The sequence below is a fragment of the Tenacibaculum dicentrarchi genome (assembly GCF_964036635.1).
Classification (GTDB): Bacteria; Bacteroidota; Bacteroidia; order Flavobacteriales; family Flavobacteriaceae; genus Polaribacter; species Polaribacter dicentrarchi.
This window is the reverse complement of record NZ_OZ038524.1, coordinates 1,944,388-1,963,921: the sequence shown is the minus strand read 5'-3', so window position 1 is coordinate 1,963,921 and position 19,534 is coordinate 1,944,388. Positions and strand designations below refer to the sequence as shown.

7 protein-coding genes are annotated in these 19,534 nt (G+C 33.1%); 4 read left to right on the top strand and 3 right to left on the bottom strand.

Annotated elements, in window-relative coordinates:
- Positions 1-16 precede the first annotated feature (16 nt).
- The 3 genes from ABNT14_RS08425 to ABNT14_RS08415 form a co-directional block, all read right to left on the bottom strand.
- Positions 17-700, bottom strand: coding sequence for an SDR family NAD(P)-dependent oxidoreductase (locus tag ABNT14_RS08425; protein WP_101902811.1), 684 nt, complete (start codon positions 698-700; stop codon positions 17-19).
- On the bottom strand, positions 693-2,183 hold the full coding sequence (locus ABNT14_RS08420; protein WP_101902810.1) for a hypothetical protein: 1,491 nt from the start codon (positions 2,181-2,183) through the stop codon (positions 693-695). Before ABNT14_RS08420 ends, ABNT14_RS08425 begins: the two co-directional genes overlap by 8 nt.
- Positions 2,184-2,528: 345 nt before the next feature.
- Positions 2,529-3,569 (bottom strand): glutaminyl-peptide cyclotransferase, encoded by a 1,041-nt coding sequence (locus tag ABNT14_RS08415; protein WP_101902809.1) that lies wholly within the window; start codon positions 3,567-3,569, stop codon positions 2,529-2,531.
- A 183-nt stretch (positions 3,570-3,752) separates the two neighbouring features.
- Here ABNT14_RS08415 and ABNT14_RS08410 point away from each other — a divergent pair, with 183 nt between their 5' ends.
- The 4 genes from ABNT14_RS08410 to ABNT14_RS08395 all read left to right on the top strand — a co-directional run bounded on the left by ABNT14_RS08410 (position 3,753) and on the right by ABNT14_RS08395 (position 19,534).
- Entirely contained in the window at positions 3,753-4,004 is a 252-nt protein-coding gene (locus ABNT14_RS08410) for a type B 50S ribosomal protein L31 (RefSeq protein ID WP_058885474.1), read from the top strand.
- A 93-nt stretch (positions 4,005-4,097) separates the two neighbouring features.
- The gene (locus tag ABNT14_RS08405; RefSeq protein ID WP_101902808.1) at positions 4,098-5,612 is read left to right on the top strand and encodes an FMN-binding glutamate synthase family protein; all 1,515 of its coding nucleotides are present in this window, start codon (positions 4,098-4,100) and stop codon (positions 5,610-5,612) included.
- A gap of 50 nt (positions 5,613-5,662) precedes the next feature.
- On the top strand, positions 5,663-6,766 hold the full coding sequence (locus ABNT14_RS08400) for a class I SAM-dependent methyltransferase (RefSeq protein WP_101902807.1): 1,104 nt from the start codon (positions 5,663-5,665) through the stop codon (positions 6,764-6,766).
- Positions 6,767-7,378: 612 nt separating this feature from the next.
- The gene (locus tag ABNT14_RS08395) at positions 7,379-19,534 is read left to right on the top strand and encodes a gliding motility-associated C-terminal domain-containing protein (RefSeq protein ID WP_348719380.1); all 12,156 of its coding nucleotides are present in this window, start codon (positions 7,379-7,381) and stop codon (positions 19,532-19,534) included.

The window sequence follows — 19,534 nt, the reverse complement described above, 5'->3', positions numbered from 1 at the left end:
GCTTTTTTGAAATGTTTTATGGATTAGAGCTAGAAACCTGTAATACTTGTCCGTTGTAATATTTACTTCCTGTTAATGAGAAATCAAAAATATAGTCAGCCATTTCTTTTGCCGATAAAGGTGCAATATAACCAGGGAAAGCCTCTTCAAGCATTTCTGTTTGTACAGCTCCTAAAGCTAAAACATTAAAGGCTATTTGTTGTTCTTTATATTCTTCCGCTAATAATTCTGACAAGGTAATTACCGCACCTTTTGCCGAGCTATATGCCGCCAAACCTGCAAATTTCAAACTTCCTTGAACTCCACCCATTGAGCTAATGGTAACAACATGACTTCCTTTTTTCATAAACGGAATCAGTTGTTTTGTGATTTCGGCAACTGCAAAAACATTCACTTTATAAACTTCTTCAAAATCGGAAGTTGTTAATTCGGTAAAAGGTTTGTTGATTAATTTACCAGCATTATTGATTAAAATATCAACATTATTCCATTGTTTTTTAATAAAATCAGTGGCTTTTTTTAAATCATCATTATTTGATAAATCAACCGATAAAGCTGTGATGTTTTTATGATTTACAAGCTCTAAAGGTTTTGTGTTTCTTGATAATGCTAATACGTTGTGTCCTTGGTTTGCAAATTTTTGTGCCAACTCAAAACCAATCCCTCGGCTAGTTCCTGTAATTACTATGTTTTTACTCATCTTTTTTAAATGTTATGTGCTGATATGCGCCAATATCAGGATTTGTTTTTCTTGAAATATTTAAAATATCGTTAAATGTACTTGTTTTTTTTGCCTTATTAATAGCATCGGAGTTTTCGCCGATTCTAAAATCGTTTTCATCAACATCCTTAAAATTTGGGTTTCCATTTAAAAGGATGTTTTTAAAATGTGTGGCATCATTAAAGTTTAAAGAATTATTAGAAGCGCCACGAATTAATGAATTTTCAATACGATAATTAAAAATACCATCTTCTTTTTTATCAAAGATAAGTTCGGTATTGTTATTTCCTTCAATAATACAATTGATGAAATTAGCGTTTATTAAATCTTCTGTGATGGTTTTTACTGTTTGATTATCATCTGTAAAAGTGTTATAATTATTTATAAAAACAGTTGGTTTTTGACGTATACTATTGTTCCAATAATTGGCAAATGTACTGTGTGTAAAATTATAATTTCCACCAGAAATACATGCTAAAGATGCTTTTCCTGCGTTACCAATAACTAGGTTTTCGGCTTCAATATGTGTATCTCTTCCTAAAATACCGTAGTAGGAATTAGTATAAATTTCGGTGTTTTTAATTAGAAGAGTAGGGCTGTTTTTTTGCCCAATATTATCGACTAAAACACCTACAGTTCCATTTTTTATAATGGCATGATTAATCTCATTATTCAAGCTTCCTGAACGCAGCCAAATACAGCCCCATTGCCCTGGAGTTTTACGGTAATGATGTGCTAGTTTATCGCCTTGAAAGGTTACCTTTTTATCCAGTGTTCCGTTAATTTTTAAGCGGGCTTTTTTATCAATAATTAAACCTGAGTTTTTATGGAAATAAATGTTTGTCCCTGCATTGATTGTTAGTTTTTTATCCGAAGGAACAGTCGCATATCCATAAATTACATAGGGTTTTTTATCGGTTAAATTTAATTCATCGTCAGTTAAAAAACGACAGGCTATTTTAGTGTTTTTACCATCGATAGTAAGTGTTTTAAAATTGCTGTTGTTTTTTGAAGGAAATATAAAATAAGCGTCTTTAATTAAGGTAATTAATGGTACTTTTTGCTGCTTATTTCCGTTATCAAAAAGTAATTTATCGGTATATAAAGGTGTTGGAATATTATTGAAGTCGACAGTAGTTTCTATAAAAATATACATGCTGTCTTTGGCTAAAATATTAATATCGGTAAAATTTTTACCCGACAATCCATCAACGTTTAAACGGTATTTAGAAGTAGCTCCGTTTTCTAATTTAATTTCAGGAATTGTAATAGCTTTATTAGATCGGTTATATACTTTTAAAGTGTGCGTTGTAGAGCCGATATTTGAAAAAATGGTATCTAAAAAAATGGTGTCTTTTGAAAATTCTAATTTTCCAAAATTCGGAACAGTATTAAAATCTTTTCTGCAAGAACTAACAACAATTAAACTAATACTAGCTAAAATCAGTAATAAATATCTCATATATAAATGTTGTTAGTTGTTTAAGTTAAGCGGCTGTTTAAAATTAAATAAACTGTCAGTTCGAGTGATTTTTTTTCCTCAAAAAATTGTATCGAGAACTTATTTAATATTAAAGTCAATTAGAATTTATCAACATAAAAGAATTCAAATTCTCGATACAATTTTAATTCCTTTTAGTCATTAAAATCACTCGAATTGACAAGAATCATCAAAAAAAGCCAATAATTACGGCAAATCAGGATGCTAACCTGAAATAAATTCAGGTTGACGTATTCTTTTTTAGTTATAAAACGTTTTTAAATGAACTTTAAACAGACGCTAATAATAATTAAAAAAGTAAAAGTATTATTTTTTAATTAGTTCAATTTCAAATAATTTACCCCAATGTTTCCCGGTAACAAACAAGCGATTATTTTGAGCATCGTAAGCAATTCCGTTTAAAACATCGTCATTATCATCTAAAGTTTGATTTTTTGCAACAATATCTCTTAACCCGTTTAAGTTAGCAACGCCATCAACAGCTCCTGTTTTAGGATTGATAATTAAAATAGAATTTTGTTGCCATTTATTGGCGTAAATTTTCCCGTTAATTAATTCAATTTCATTCAAGTTATCAACCGCATATTTATTGGTATAAACCTGAATATTTCTTTTTTCTGTTTGATTATCGGCATTTAAAAACCATATTTTATTGGTTCCATCTGTTTTAATCAACTCATTTTGGTTGTGCGTTAATCCCCAACCTTGATTACTGTTTTTATAATCAAATTCGCCAAGTTGTTTAAAAGTTTCTAAATCGTAAATAAAACCCTTGCGAGCTTGCCAGGTTAACCAGTAAATTTTATTGTTAAAAATAGTCATTCCTTCACCGAAATATTTTTTATCTAAATCAATTTTCTGAAGAACTTCCCCCGTTTTTAAAGCTACTTTTCGTAGGGTAGATTCGCCTCTACGCCCAGTAGTTTCGTATAAAAAACCATCTTTAAATTCTAAGCCTTGGGTATAAGATTTTTTATCATGCGGATAGGTATTTATAACTTTGTAGCTATAAACGGCAGGTGCATTTTGGGCTAAAATTTCAATAGCTCCAGTAATTTTTTTAGATTTCTTCGGATAAAAAGCTAGCGCAGTTACCGCATGTTTACCAACACCAAAATCGGCAGTATTAATGCTAACGTTTGTTTGAGTTTTATTTACACGTTTTTTATTGATAAACAAATGAACAGAATCAATCTTTTCACCTTTAATTTGTTCGAATTTAATAGCAGCTTTTTGCCCTAAAGTAGTTTTTTTAGAGGTATCTAACTTAAATTTGTAGTCTGATTGACTACAAGAAGTGATGCACGTTATTGATAAAGCGAAGGCTAAGTAGGAGTAAATACGCATATTTTATGGTTTGATTTCTTGTTTATTCGATTATACTACAAATTAAAACAATTTATTTGTTTGAAAATTAAAAAATATGGTTAAATTTGCAATCTCAAACAGCTAAAATTTATTTTTAGTGTAAAACCTTACCATTTTTACAATGTTTGATAAAAAAAATAAACAATTTAAAAGTCATTTAAGATGCGTAAAGGAATACATCCAGAAAATTATAGAATGGTAGCTTTTAAAGATATGTCTAACGGAGATGTATTTTTAACACGTTCAACTGCTAACACTAAAGAAACTTTAGACGTAGAAGGAACAGAGTATCCATTAATCAAATTAGAAATTTCAAGAACTTCTCACCCTTTCTATACAGGTAAATCTAAATTAATAGATACTGCTGGACGTATTGATAAGTTCAAAAATAAATATGCGAAATTCAAGAAGTAATTTCAAATATCTACAATATTTAAAAGCTCTAACACTAGTTAGAGCTTTTTTTATGCTGAAAATCTTGTATTTTAGCCTACAAAATTTATAAAAATGAGAGATACAATTCTTGCTGTTATTATTATTGTTAATGCCTTGTGCGGTATATTGGTTTATTTTATGCCTGAAATGGGGAATTTTATTTTATTAACAATTGCATCGGCAGTAACTTTATTAGCTTTATATGATGCTTTTATTCAACAAAACCATTCTTTAATGCGTTCTTTTCCTGTGGTAGCTCGTTTGCGATGGGTTTTTGAAGAAGAGCGTGAAAAAATTCAACAATATTTTATTGAAGATGATTTAAACGGAACACCAATTAATAGAGAAAAAAGAAGTCTTGTTTATCAGCGTTCTAAAAAAGAAATTGAAACCGTTCCTTTTGGTACGCAACATAATTTATATGAAAAAGGATATGAGTTTGTAAAACATTCGTTATTTCCAAAAGACCATCATCATATTGATGGTGAAAGAGTGCTTTTTGGTTCTGATAAATGTACTCAAAAATACGATGCTTCTATTATTAATATTTCGGCGATGTCTTTTGGTTCGTTAAGTAAAAACGCAATTATGGCGTTAAATCAAGGTGCTAAAATGGCTGATTTTGCTCATAATACTGGCGAAGGTGGAATATCGCCACATCATTTACAAGGTGGTGATTTAATTTTTCAAGTAGGAACAGGTTATTTTGGAGCAGGAAAGAGTGTAAACGGAAAACGTGTTTTCGATGCCGAAATTTTTAAAGAAAATGCCATTCGTCCTGAAGTAAAAATGATTGAAATAAAATTTTCGCAAGGTGCAAAACCAGGTCATGGCGGAATTTTACCCGCTAAAAAAAACACCGAAGAAATTGCAAAAATTCGTGCTGTAGAACCTTTTACACGTGTAGATTCGCCTCCAGGGCATTCGGCTTTTTCTAATTTTGATGAAATGATTGTTTTTATTCAAAAAGTGAGAGATTTATCCGAAGGAAAACCTGTTGGAATTAAATTTTGTGTAGGTGATAACGATGAAATTGAAGCAATGATAAAAGCATTTGCTGATGCTAATAATTATCCTGATTTTATTGCAGTTGATGGAGGTGAAGGAGGTACAGGTTCTGCGCCAATAGAATTTTCTAATTATATAGGAACGCCATTATTAGATGGTTTGGCTTTTGTTAATAAAACTTTGAAAAAATATAAATTAAGAAATCAAATAAAAATTATAGCAAGTGGTAAGGCTATTGATGCTTTTGATATTGTAAAATACAAAGCTTTAGGTGCTGATGCAATTGGTATGGCACGTAGTTTTATGCTAAGTTTAGGTTGTATTCAGGCACGTGAATGTAATTTAGATACCTGTCCTGTTGGTGTTGCAACACAAGAAGAAGACTTGGTAGAAGCTTTAGTGGTTGCCGATAAAAATATTCGTGTTAAAAATTATCATAATAAAACGATTGATGCCGTAAAAGAAGTGGTGGCGGCTATGGGGAAAGACTCGATTGCCGACGTTAAAGCAACACATATTTTTAGAAGAAATAAAGCTGGAGAAATTCAGTCTTTAGATGCTGTGTACGATTTACAATAAAAAATTAATTAAATATCAAGTTCTAAATACATAAAGAATTTATCAAAATAATGGAAACAAAATTACAATTAAACGCTAAAAAATATCAATTAGAAAGGTATCCTAAAACTGATGATAAATCGTTACGTGCTTGGAGCAATGCAGAGCTATTAACGCTTGATTATATTACCGATTTAGAGATTGAAAATATTCATATATATAATGATAGATTTGGTGTTTTTAATACTTTATTAAATACTAAAAAATTAACTACTATTTGGGCATATGCAAGTCAGAAAAAAGCAATTACCCAAAATTTAAAATTAAATAATTTATCTACGGATGTTGTTTATAAAACTCCTTTAGATACTTTAGAAAAGGTTGATTTAGCTTTAGTTAAATTACCAAAATCAGTAGAGTTATTTGAACTGTTTTTACAACAAATTTATAAATCAGCAAATGAAAATACAGTAGTTGTTTGTGGTTTTATGACTAAATATTTTTCTCGTGCGTATCTTAAAAAAGCCGAACGATATTTTGAAGAAGTAGAACAAACCAATGCTTGGAAAAAAGCAAGATTGTTAGTTTTAAAAACACCTAAAACACCTAAAACAGCTATTCAAGAAAAAGAATTATTGAATGAAATTCCTTGGAAAGATGATTCTATAAAGCAATATTACGGAGTTTTTTCTTCGGATAAAATTGATTATGGAACACAGTTTTTCTTAGAGAATTTAGAAGTACAAGAAAATGAACTAAAAGTGTTAGATGTTGCTTCTGGTAACGGTGTTATTGCTTACGATGTTTTAGACAAAAATCCAAAATCAGCGGTAACTTTAGTTGATGATTTTAATATAGCAATTGCTTCTTCTAAATTAAATATAACAGCAGAAAATGCAAAATTTGTCTGTGCCGATAATTTAGATGATTTAGAAACAGCAAGTTTTGATTTAGTAGTTTCTAATCCGCCTTTTCATTTTGAACATGAAAATAATATAGAAGTAACTATTGCTTTATTTAAAGGAGTAGCACGTTGTTTAAAATCAAGCGGACGTTTCGTATTAGTAGCAAATACACATTTGAATTACAAAACGCATTTAGAGAAAGTTTTTACCAATATAAAAATAATAGGAAACACTAAAAAGTTTCATATTATTGAATGTAAAAAAAGATGATTTTTATTTAGGGTTATGTATTAAAAAATATCTGTTCATTTATAAATGAACAGATATTTTTTTGTGGTAAATTTAATTTTATAATAATAATTCAATTTTAAGAATATTAAGGAAATAACACGTTTTTATATTAAGCTTAGATAAAAGTTGTATGTTAATCAATTGTTTACTTTTTCTTGATTAAGAAAAGGTTAATTATTTCTTTTTTAAAGAAGAATAGGTAGCTGTTTTTGTGTGTTTTAATATATTTGTTAGTTGTTAAACTTAAGAAAAGTGTTTGAAATCTTGATGATGTGTACTAACAGTGGTAGATAATAAAGTAAAAAAATATTTGTTCTATATTATTTCAGATAATTTGGAATAATTAATGTAGAATGTGACTTTAGTTTAAAAAAAGTGTCATTATAGTATATTTTACAAAAAATATTGAATACTTTAGTTAAATAATCATTTTTTTAAAAAGTAATTCAATTGTATTATTTTAGCATAAAAAGATATTATATTCACTATTGTGTTTGTTTTTAGAGACTGAAAAATACTTTTTGTGTGTATAAATAGCATCATTAAAAATATTTGGAAATAAAATTAATAAAATTATTAAAATAGAAATTTATGAAAAAAAGTTACTTGAAATTATTAGCTAATACCTTTTGTTTAGCATTTTTCTTATTTCCTATAATTGTTAATTCTCAGGTTGTTTCAACTTGGGGTAATTTATCAGGGTCTATTCCTGAAAATAATTTTTCAACAAGTAGTTATTCATCTATAGCAGATGGAACATCACTTGTTAAGGTTGATGTTACTAGAACAAATTCATCAACAGTAGGAGGTCCTATAAATGCAGTACCTCCATCATTAACTTTAACAAATAGTTTTAATAATGCAAGAGCTACTGTTGGAATATCGGGTAATACATATACATATATATTTAGTGAACCTGTATTTATTAAAATAAGTTCAGAAGAACATAGCGAGTTTTTTAGAAATGAAAATATAAAAATTTCTAGTACAACAGCAGGCGCTCAATTTTCTGGTAGTTTTGTAAACGGACAAGTAGGGCATTCTATAGAAAATAACAATACGTCATCTGTGCATTTTATTTCTGATGGTTCAGCGACTGCAGCAGGAACTCACTGGCTGGTAGAAAGTAATATTGCCGTAACAAGTATATCGGTTGAGTATTATGTAACCAATGAAACGGAAGCAGTTTCATCAGAGCCATTTACATTAAATCTAGCGCCAACCCCTTTTATACGTTTAGACAGTGCTAATATTACAGGGGCAGGAGGTATTGACTTAAATTCATCAGCTTGCTCGACAGGTTCTGAAATTTTAGATAATACCAATACGGGAGCAACTTCTATATTAAACGCTCCATTTGGCATAGAGTCAATGACTGTTACACTAACAAATTCTCAAAATATAGGAGATGAAGAATTAACAATGAAAGGGGCTTTTTTAGGTTTAATAGTTTCAGGAAATAATACAACTTCTTTAACATTTAAAAATGATGGAACAGCACCTAATAGTTCTTTTAGAAACTCATTAGATGATATTTTTTATAAAAACAACGCAGCATTGCCAAATACAACAGTTAACAGAATTTTAGAGGTTCAATTAACAGATATAAATGGTGTTGTTTCAAATATAGCAAAAACTACATTTCCTGTTTTTGTAGGACCTGTACCTGGAGAAACTAATGGACCTATTTTTGTTCTTGAAGGCTCGGGAAATATAGATTTGTTTACAGCTTTAGATGGCTCGCAAGATGCAGGAGGTACTTGGGTTGATGTAGATAGTAGAGGAGCATTATCTGGTAGTACTGTAGATGAAAGTTTATTACCATTAGGTGGAACAATTTTTAGATATGAAGTAAGTGGAATATCTCCTTGTAATAAAGCAACGGTTACAGTTGTAATTATAAAAATAAGTAATAATGAAATAGGGCTAACTTCATCAACATCATGTGGAGAATTGTTAACAGAATATACAAATCCATTGTATTCATCTAATTCTGATGACCCTATCTTTTTATTTACAAGTGGAAGTGGTGAGTTAACTTCTCCATTGGGAGCTGCAGGTACCATATATGATTGGTATAAATTTAATCCAGCATCTAACTCTTATGATACTTATGCGTTAAATTCAACAGCAACTCAAACAGGTTTAACTGATGGAGGTTATTTAGTTGTTAGAAATGATGGAGGCACAGTTGTAGAAGGAAGAGCTTGGGTATGGAATACCTCATTAAGTTTAAATATTGGGGCAGATGAAACCGTTTGTGCTGGAGATACTATTAATTTAAACGGAGTAGGTTCTGTTACAAATCCGAAATACACGTATTATGACCCAAGACCAAGACCTTTAATTTTAACACCAACAACAGAAATAACAGTAACTTTTGATGCAACGCATACTTATGTATCAGATTTAGGCTTTTTTCTAGTAACTCCAGATGGTAAAAAAGTAACATTAGGACCTAATCAGAAAAATTACTGTAATGGCAATGATAATGTTTCAGGATTAAGTTTTACAAATACCTCAGGATCAGGGGTTTTTAATTTTTGTGCTCCAGATCAATCGAAACCAGGTAAAAGTCTTACTGGTCTTTATAATAAATATTTTGATGGAACAACTGAAGAAACAATAGATTGGTCAAAAGTTATTGGTAAAGATGCTCGTAAAGGAGGGTGGGCTGTTCAAATATATGATTGTGTAGATCAGGATGTTGGTCGTTTAAATGGAGCTGTTATTAAATTTGATGATGGTTTAGGGAATGTCGTAACGCATTCAAGTGGTTCTATAGATGTAGAAATAAAGGATAATTCATGTACTGCTTCTACTGCTTCTATATATGTGGTTCCTTTTGTTCCTCCTGTACTTAATATAAATTCAGTTGTTTCTTTAGTTGATGGAATTGGTTTAAATGGAGCTTTAGGTGGTTATCAGTGGTCTTATAGTACAGCTGGTGACACAGGTCCTTGGGCACCTTTTGAAAATGAAACTTTAAGCCCTTCAAGAATATTTAATGAAGATACTTGGATTAAATTAGAAGCCGATAATGGTGTTAGATGTGTTACAGAAGTAATAAAGAAAATTACAGCAGTCGCTAAACCTAAAGCAGGTGTTGGTTCTGACAGTTATGTTTGTGTTGGAGATGCTTCTGTTAATTTATCATCATTATTAACAGGACAAGATGCGGCAGGAGTATGGAGTGTTTCAGCTGGTTCACCAAATAACCCAGCAGCAGATTTTAATGCAAGTACTGCTACATATAATCCAACAGCAAGAGGTGTTTATCAATTTGATTATACCGTTACAGCAACAACGCCTTGTGTAAATGATACAAGTACGGTAACTGTATTTGTATCAGGTAATTCTGTGACAGCAGCTTCAAACACACCAACTTTATGTATAAATGAACTTCTTACAGATATAACACATCAAACAACAGGGGCTACAGGTATTGGAGTTGCACAAAATTTACCTACGGGTATAACTGCTGTTTTTACTTCTGATAATATAATTACACTATCAGGAACACCAACGGTTAGTGGAGTATTTAATTATACAATTCCATTAACAGGAGGTTGTGGTACTCTTGTTAATGCTACAGGGAAAATTACAGTAACAGCAGATATGACTGTTACAACTGTACCACAAACAGTAACAACTATAAATACGGCACTTACAAATATAACTCACACAACTACCTTGGCTACAGGAATCTCAAATGATGGTATTTCAGGAGCTAATGGATTACCACAAGGAGTAAACGCTAGTTTTTTATCGGATAAAATAACAATTAGTGGTACCCCAACAGTTTCAGGAACGTTTAATTATGAAATAGACTTAACGGGGTCATGTAAGCCTTTAAAAGCAACAGGAACGATAATTGTTAAGAATGCTTTATTAGCAGATGACGATACATTAGGAACTGCTTCAACGCCATTATCATCAGGAACAACAGATGTTTCAGCGGGTGAAGTTTTAACAGGTGATACTTTAAACGGCGTTCAAGTAACGACAGCAACTACAGATGTAACGCCAATAACGACAGGAAATATTTTAATAGATGCCGATGGAAATGTAACTATTGCAGCAAATACGCCAACAGGAAGTTATGATGTAGAATATGAAATTTGTGAAAGTGGAGCAAATCCAGACAACTGTACAAAAGCTACGGTAACGGTTTTTGTAGTTGGAGAATTAGTAGCAAATATTGATGATTTCACAGGAACCGCTTTAACCATCGGAGATGATAGTCCATCAGTAATTGCTGATGATACTTTAGATGGCGTAGCTGTTGTAATTGGAACAAATCCAGGTCAAGTAACATTAAACGGAACAACAGTTCCAAGTGAAGTAACTTTAAATGCTGATGGAACGATAACTGTAAACGCAGGGTCTCCTTCAGGAACTTACGAAGTTACTTATGAAATCTGTGAGAATGGAGCAAATCCAGCAAATTGTAAGAGTAATACAGCGACAGTTTTAGTAGAAAATCCATTAGTAGCAAATATTGATGATTTTACAGGAACCGCTTTAACCATCGGAGATGATAGTCCATCAGTAATTGCTGATGATACTTTAGATGGCGTAGCTGTTGTAATTGGAACAAATCCAGGTCAAGTAACATTAAACGGAACAACAGTTCCAAGTGAAGTAACTTTAAATGCTGATGGAACGATAACTGTAAACGCAGGGTCTCCTTCAGGAACTTACGAAGTTACTTATGAAATCTGTGAGAATGGAGCAAATCCAGCAAATTGTAAGAGTAATACAGCGACATTTTTAGTAGAAAATCCATTAGTAGCAAATATTGATGATTTTACAGGAACCGCTTTAACCATCGGAGATGATAGTCCATCAGTAATTGCTGATGATACTTTAGATGGCGTAGCTGTTGTAATTGGAACAAATCCAGGTCAAGTAACATTAAACGGAACAACAGTTCCAAGTGAAGTAACTTTAAATGCTGATGGAACGATAACTGTAAACGCAGGGTCTCCTTCAGGAACTTACGAAGTTACTTATGAAATCTGTGAGAATGGAGCAAATCCAGCAAATTGTAAGAGCAATACAGCGACAGTTTTAGTAGAAAATCCATTAGTAGCAAATATTGATGATTTCACAGGAACTGCTTTAACCATCGGAGATGATAGTCCATCAGTAATTGCTGATGATACTTTAGATGGCGTAGCTGTTGTAATTGGAACAAATCCAGGTCAAGTAACATTAAACGGAACAACAGTTCCAAGTGAAGTAACTTTAAATGCTGATGGAACGATAACTGTAAACGCAGGGTCTCCTTCAGGAACTTACGAAGTTACTTATGAAATCTGTGAGAATGGAGCAAATCCAGCAAATTGTAAGAGTAATACAGCGACATTTTTAGTAGAAAATCCATTAGTAGCAAATATTGATGATTTTACAGGAACTGCTTTAACCATCGGAGATGATAGTCCATCAGTAATTGCTGATGATACTTTAGATGGCGTAGCTGTTGTAATTGGAACAAATCCAGGTCAAGTAACATTAAACGGAACAACAGTTCCAAGTGAAGTAACTTTAAATGCTGATGGAACGATAACTGTAAACGCAGGGTCTCCTTCAGGAACTTACGAAGTTACTTATGAAATCTGTGAGAATGGAGCAAATCCAGCAAATTGTAAGAGTAATACAGCGACATTTTTAGTAGAAAATCCATTAGTAGCAAATATTGATGATTTTACAGGAACTGCTTTAACCATCGGAGATGATAGTCCATCAGTAATTGCTGATGATACTTTAGATGGCGTAGCTGTTGTAATTGGAACAAATCCAGGTCAAGTAACATTAAACGGAACAACAGTTCCAAGTGAAGTAACTTTAAATGCTGATGGAACGATAACTGTAAACGCAGGGTCTCCTTCAGGAACTTACGAAGTTACTTATGAAATCTGTGAGAATGGAGCAAATCCAGCAAATTGTAAGAGCAATACAGCGACAGTTTTAGTAGAAAATCCATTAGTAGCAAATATTGATGATTTTACAGGAACTGCTTTAACCATCGGAGATGATAGTCCATCAGTAATTGCTGATGATACTTTAGATGGCGTAGCTGTTGTAATTGGAACAAATCCAGGTCAAGTAACATTAAACGGAACAACAGTTCCAAGTGAAGTAACTTTAAATGCTGATGGAACGATAACTGTAAACGCAGGGTCTCCTTCAGGAACTTACGAAGTTACTTATGAAATCTGTGAGAATGGAGCAAATCCAGCAAATTGTAAGAGTAATACAGCGACAGTTTTAGTAGAAAATCCATTAGTAGCAAATATTGATGATTTTACAGGAACTGCTTTAACCATCGGAGATGATAGTCCATCAGTAATTGCTGATGATACTTTAGATGGCGTAGCTGTTGTAATTGGAACAAATCCAGGTCAAGTAACATTAAACGGAACAACAGTTCCAAGTGAAGTAACTTTAAATGCTGATGGAACGATAACTGTAAACGCAGGGTCTCCTTCAGGAACTTACGAAGTTACTTATGAAATCTGTGAGAATGGAGCAAATCCAGCAAATTGTAAGAGTAATACAGCGACAGTTTTAGTAGAAAATCCATTAGTAGCAAATATTGATGATTTTACAGGAACTGCTTTAACCATCGGAGATGATAGTCCATCAGTAATTGCTGATGATACTTTAGATGGCGTAGCTGTTGTAATTGGAACAAATCCAGGTCAAGTAACATTAAACGGAACAACAGTTCCAAGTGAAGTAACTTTAAATGCTGATGGAACGATAACTGTAAACGCAGGGTCTCCTTCAGGAACTTACGAAGTTACTTATGAAATCTGTGAGAATGGAGCAAATCCAGCAAATTGTAAGAGTAATACAGCGACAGTTTTAGTAGAAAATCCATTAGTAGCAAATATTGATGATTTTACAGGAACCGCTTTAACCATCGGAGATGATAGTCCATCAGTAATTGCTGATGATACTTTAGATGGCGTAGCTGTTGTAATTGGAACAAATCCAGGTCAAGTAACATTAAACGGAACAACAGTTCCAAGTGAAGTAACTTTAAATGCTGATGGAACGATAACTGTAAACGCAGGGTCTCCTTCAGGAACTTACGAAGTTACTTATGAAATCTGTGAGAATGGAGCAAATCCAGCAAATTGTAAGAGTAATACAGCGACAGTTTTAGTAGAAAATCCATTAGTAGCAAATATTGATGATTTTACAGGAACCGCTTTAACCATCGGAGATGATAGTCCATCAGTAATTGCTGATGATACTTTAGATGGCGTAGCTGTTGTAATTGGAACAAATCCAGGTCAAGTAACATTAAACGGAACAACAGTTCCAAGTGAAGTAACTTTAAATGCTGATGGAACGATAACTGTAAACGCAGGGTCTCCTTCAGGAACTTACGAAGTTACTTATGAAATCTGTGAGAATGGAGCAAATCCAGCAAATTGTAAGAGTAATACAGCGACATTTTTAGTAGAAAATCCATTAGTAGCAAATATTGATGATTTTACAGGAACCGCTTTAACCATCGGAGATGATAGTCCATCAGTAATTGCTGATGATACTTTAGATGGCGTAGCTGTTGTAATTGGAACAAATCCAGGTCAAGTAACATTAAACGGAACAACAGTTCCAAGTGAAGTAACTTTAAATGCTGATGGAACGATAACTGTAAACGCAGGGTCTCCTTCAGGAACTTACGAAGTTACTTATGAAATCTGTGAGAATGGAGCAAATCCAGCAAATTGTAAGAGCAATACAGCGACAGTTTTAGTAGAAAATCCATTAGTAGCAAATATTGATGATTTCACAGGAACTGCTTTAACCATCGGAGATGATAGTCCATCAGTAATTGCTGATGATACTTTAGATGGCGTAGCTGTTGTAATTGGAACAAATCCAGGTCAAGTAACATTAAACGGAACAACAGTTCCAAGTGAAGTAACTTTAAATGCTGATGGAACGATAACTGTAAACGCAGGGTCTCCTTCAGGAACTTACGAAGTTACTTATGAAATCTGTGAGAATGGAGCAAATCCAGCAAATTGTAAGAGTAATACAGCGACATTTTTAGTAGAAAATCCATTAGTAGCAAATATTGATGATTTTACAGGAACTGCTTTAACCATCGGAGATGATAGTCCATCAGTAATTGCTGATGATACTTTAGATGGCGTAGCTGTTGTAATTGGAACAAATCCAGGTCAAGTAACATTAAACGGAACAACAGTTCCAAGTGAAGTAACTTTAAATGCTGATGGAACGATAACTGTAAACGCAGGGTCTCCTTCAGGAACTTACGAAGTTACTTATGAAATCTGTGAGAATGGAGCAAATCCAGCAAATTGTAAGAGTAATACAGCGACATTTTTAGTAGAAAATCCATTAGTAGCAAATATTGATGATTTTACAGGAACTGCTTTAACCATCGGAGATGATAGTCCATCAGTAATTGCTGATGATACTTTAGATGGCGTAGCTGTTGTAATTGGAACAAATCCAGGTCAAGTAACATTAAACGGAACAACAGTTCCAAGTGAAGTAACTTTAAATGCTGATGGAACGATAACTGTAAACGCAGGGTCTCCTTCAGGAACTTACGAAGTTACTTATGAAATCTGTGAGAATGGAGCAAATCCAGCAAATTGTAAGAGCAATACAGCGACAGTTTTAGTAGAAAATCCATTAGTAGCAAATATTGATGATTTTACAGGAACTGCTTTAACCATCGGAGATGATAGTCCATCAGTAATTGCTGATGATACTTTAGATGGCGTAGCTGTTGTAATTGGAACAAATCCAGGTCAAGTAACATTAAACGGAACAACAGTTCCAAGTGAAGTAACTTTAAATGCTGATGGAACGATAACTGTAAACGCAGGGTCTCCTTCAGGAACTTACGAAGTTACTTATGAAATCTGTGAGAATGGAGCAAATCCAGCAAATTGTAAGAGTAATACAGCGACAGTTTTAGTAGAAAATCCATTAGTAGCAAATATTGATGATTTTACAGGAACTGCTTTAACCATCGGAGATGATAGTCCATCAGTAATTGCTGATGATACTTTAGATGGCGTAGCTGTTGTAATTGGAACAAATCCAGGTCAAGTAACATTAAACGGAACAACAGTTCCAAGTGAAGTAACTTTAAATGCTGATGGAACGATAACTGTAAACGCAGGGTCTCCTTCAGGAACTTACGAAGTTACTTATGAAATCTGTGAGAATGGAGCAAATCCAGCAAATTGTAAGAGTAATACAGCGACAGTTTTAGTAGAAAATCCATTAGTAGCAAATATTGATGATTTTACAGGAACTGCTTTAACCATCGGAGATGATAGTCCATCAGTAATTGCTGATGATACTTTAGATGGCGTAGCTGTTGTAATTGGAACAAATCCAGGTCAAGTAACATTAAACGGAACAACAGTTCCAAGTGAAGTAACTTTAAATGCTGATGGAACGATAACTGTAAACGCAGGGTCTCCTTCAGGAACTTACGAAGTTACTTATGAAATCTGTGAGAATGGAGCAAATCCAGCAAATTGTAAGAGTAATACAGCGACAGTTTTAGTAGAAAATCCATTAGTAGCAAATATTGATGATTTTACAGGAACCGCTTTAACCATCGGAGATGATAGTCCATCAGTAATTGCTGATGATACTTTAGATGGCGTAGCTGTTGTAATTGGAACAAATCCAGGTCAAGTAACATTAAACGGAACAACAGTTCCAAGTGAAGTAACTTTAAATGCTGATGGAACGATAACTGTAAACGCAGGCTCTCCTTCAGGAATTTACGAAGTTACTTATGAAATCTGTGAGAATGGAGCAAATCCAGCAAATTGTAAGAGTAATACAGCGACAGTTTTAGTAGAAAATCCATTAGTAGCAAATATTGATGATTTTACAGGAACTGCTTTAACCATCGGAGATGATAGTCCATCAGTAATTGCTGATGATACTTTAGATGGCGTAGCTGTTGTAATTGGAACAAATCCAGGTCAAGTAACATTAAACGGAACAACAGTTCCAAGTGAAGTAACTTTAAATGCTGATGGAACGATAACTGTAAACGCAGGCTCTCCTTCAGGAACTTACGAAGTTACTTATGAAATCTGTGAGAATGGAGCAACTCCAGCAAATTGTAAGAGTAATACAGCGACAGTTTTAGTAGAAAATCCATTAGTAGCAAATATTGATGATTTTACAGGAACCGCTTTAACCATCGGAGATGATAGTCCATCAGTAATTGCTGATGATACTTTAGATGGCGTAGCTGTTGTAATTGGAACAAATCCAGGTCAAGTAACATTAAACGGAACAACAGTTCCAAGTGAAGTAACTTTAAATGCTGATGGAACGATAACTGTAAACGCAGGGTCTCCTTCAGGAACTTACGAAGTTACTTATGAAATCTGTGAGAATGGAGCAACTCCAGCAAATTGTAAGAGTAATACAGCGACAGTTTTAGTAGAAAATCCATTAGTAGCAAATATTGATGATTTCACAGGAACTGCTTTAACCATCGGAGATGATAGTCCATCAGTAATTGCTGATGATACTTTAGATGGCGTAGCTGTTGTAATTGGAACAAATCCAGGTCAAGTAACATTAAACGGAACAACAGTTCCAAGTGAAGTAACTTTAAATGCTGATGGAACGATAACTGTAAACGCAGGGTCTCCTTCAGGAACTTACGAAGTTACTTATGAAATCTGTGAGAATGGAGCAACTCCAGCAAATTGTAAGAGTAATACAGCGACAGTTTTAGTAGAAAATCCATTAGTAGCAAATATTGATGATTTTACAGGAACCGCTTTAACCATCGGAGATGATAGTCCATCAGTAATTGCTGATGATACTTTAGATGGCGTAGCTGTTGTAATTGGAACAAATCCAGGTCAAGTAACATTAAACGGAACAACAGTTCCAAGTGAAGTAACTTTAAATGCTGATGGAACGATAACTGTAAACGCAGGGTCTCCTTCAGGAACTTACGAAGTTACTTATGAAATCTGTGAGAATGGAGCAAATCCAGCAAATTGTAAGAGTAATACAGCGACAGTTTTAGTAGAAAATCCATTAGTAGCAAATATTGATGATTTTACAGGAACCGCTTTAACCATCGGAGATGATAGTCCATCAGTAATTGCTGATGATACTTTAGATGGCGTAGCTGTTGTAATTGGAACAAATCCAGGTCAAGTAACATTAAACGGAACAACAGTTCCAAGTGAAGTAACTTTAAATGCTGATGGAACGATAACTGTAAACGCAGGGTCTCCTTCAGGAACTTACGAAGTTACTTATGAAATCTGTGAGAATGGAGCAAATCCAGCAAATTGTAAGAGTAATACAGCGACAGTTTTAGTAGAAAATGTTTTGGAAGCTATTAACTATATAGGAACACCAATTACATCAGGAGGTACTACTTCAAGTATAACAGATAACGATATATTAAATAGTACTCCAATAATTGTAGGTTCTGGAGTTGGTGAAATTACTTTATCAGCAGATCCAAACGGAACAAATCCATCAGGGTTTATTTTAAACCCAAATGGAACAATAACTGTTGAAACTAATATACCTTCAGGAGCTTATGATTTTGAATATCAGATTTGTGAAAACGGAGCTAATCCAGAAAATTGCCAAATAGCAGTTGCTACTATTATTGTTGCAAATCCAATAGATGCTATTAATGATGATTATAGTAATAATCCTTTAGCAGCTGGAAGTGTAACACCAAGTATTCTTATCAATGATCTATTAGATGGTAATTCAGTAATAATAGGTACAGGAGTAGGAGAGGTTACTTTATTAGGAAATCCAAATGGAACAAACCCTTTAGGTTTTACCTTTAATTCAGATGGAACTATAGCAATAAGCACAGATATTGCTTCAGGAACTTATGTGTTAGAGTATCAAATTTGTGAAAATGGATCATCACCTATAAAATGTAATATAGCAACAGTTACAATACTAGTTGGAGTTGATACTGATGGAGATGGTATTTTAAATACAGATGATATAGATGATGATAATGATGGTATTTTAGATACAAATGAAGGAGATGGTACAATAGATACAGATAATGACGGTATTCCAGATAGTTTAGATACTGATAGTGATAATGATGGTTTATTAGATATTATAGAAGGAAATGATAATGATGGAAATGGTATTCCAGATTTAATTCCAAGTGGAGTTGATACCGATTTAGATGGATTAGATGATGTATTTGATACTGATAACGGAGGAGTTCCAACCAATCCTTCAGATACTGATGGTGATGGTATATTTGATTATCAAGATATTGATGATGATAATGATGGAATAAATACTATTGATGAAAATCCTGGTGATAATGATATTACAACAAATGATTCTATGGATACTAATGAAAATGGTATTCCAGATTATTTAGATGAAGATGTAAACCCTTGTGGAACGCCATACAACATCATGACACCAGATAACGATGGTGAAAATGATAGCTTCTTTATTTCTTGTATTGATAAGCCCGAATACGCAAATAATACTGTAGAGATATTCAATAGATGGGGAAATACAGTTTATAAAGCTTCAGGGTATAATAATGAAAGTGTTTCATTTAAAGGAATTTCAAACGGAAGAACAACACTAGTTGTTGATGAAAAATTACCACCAGGAACTTATTATTATGTTATTGATTTAGGAGATGGTTCAAAACCAAAAGTAGGTTGGTTATACATTAATAGATAA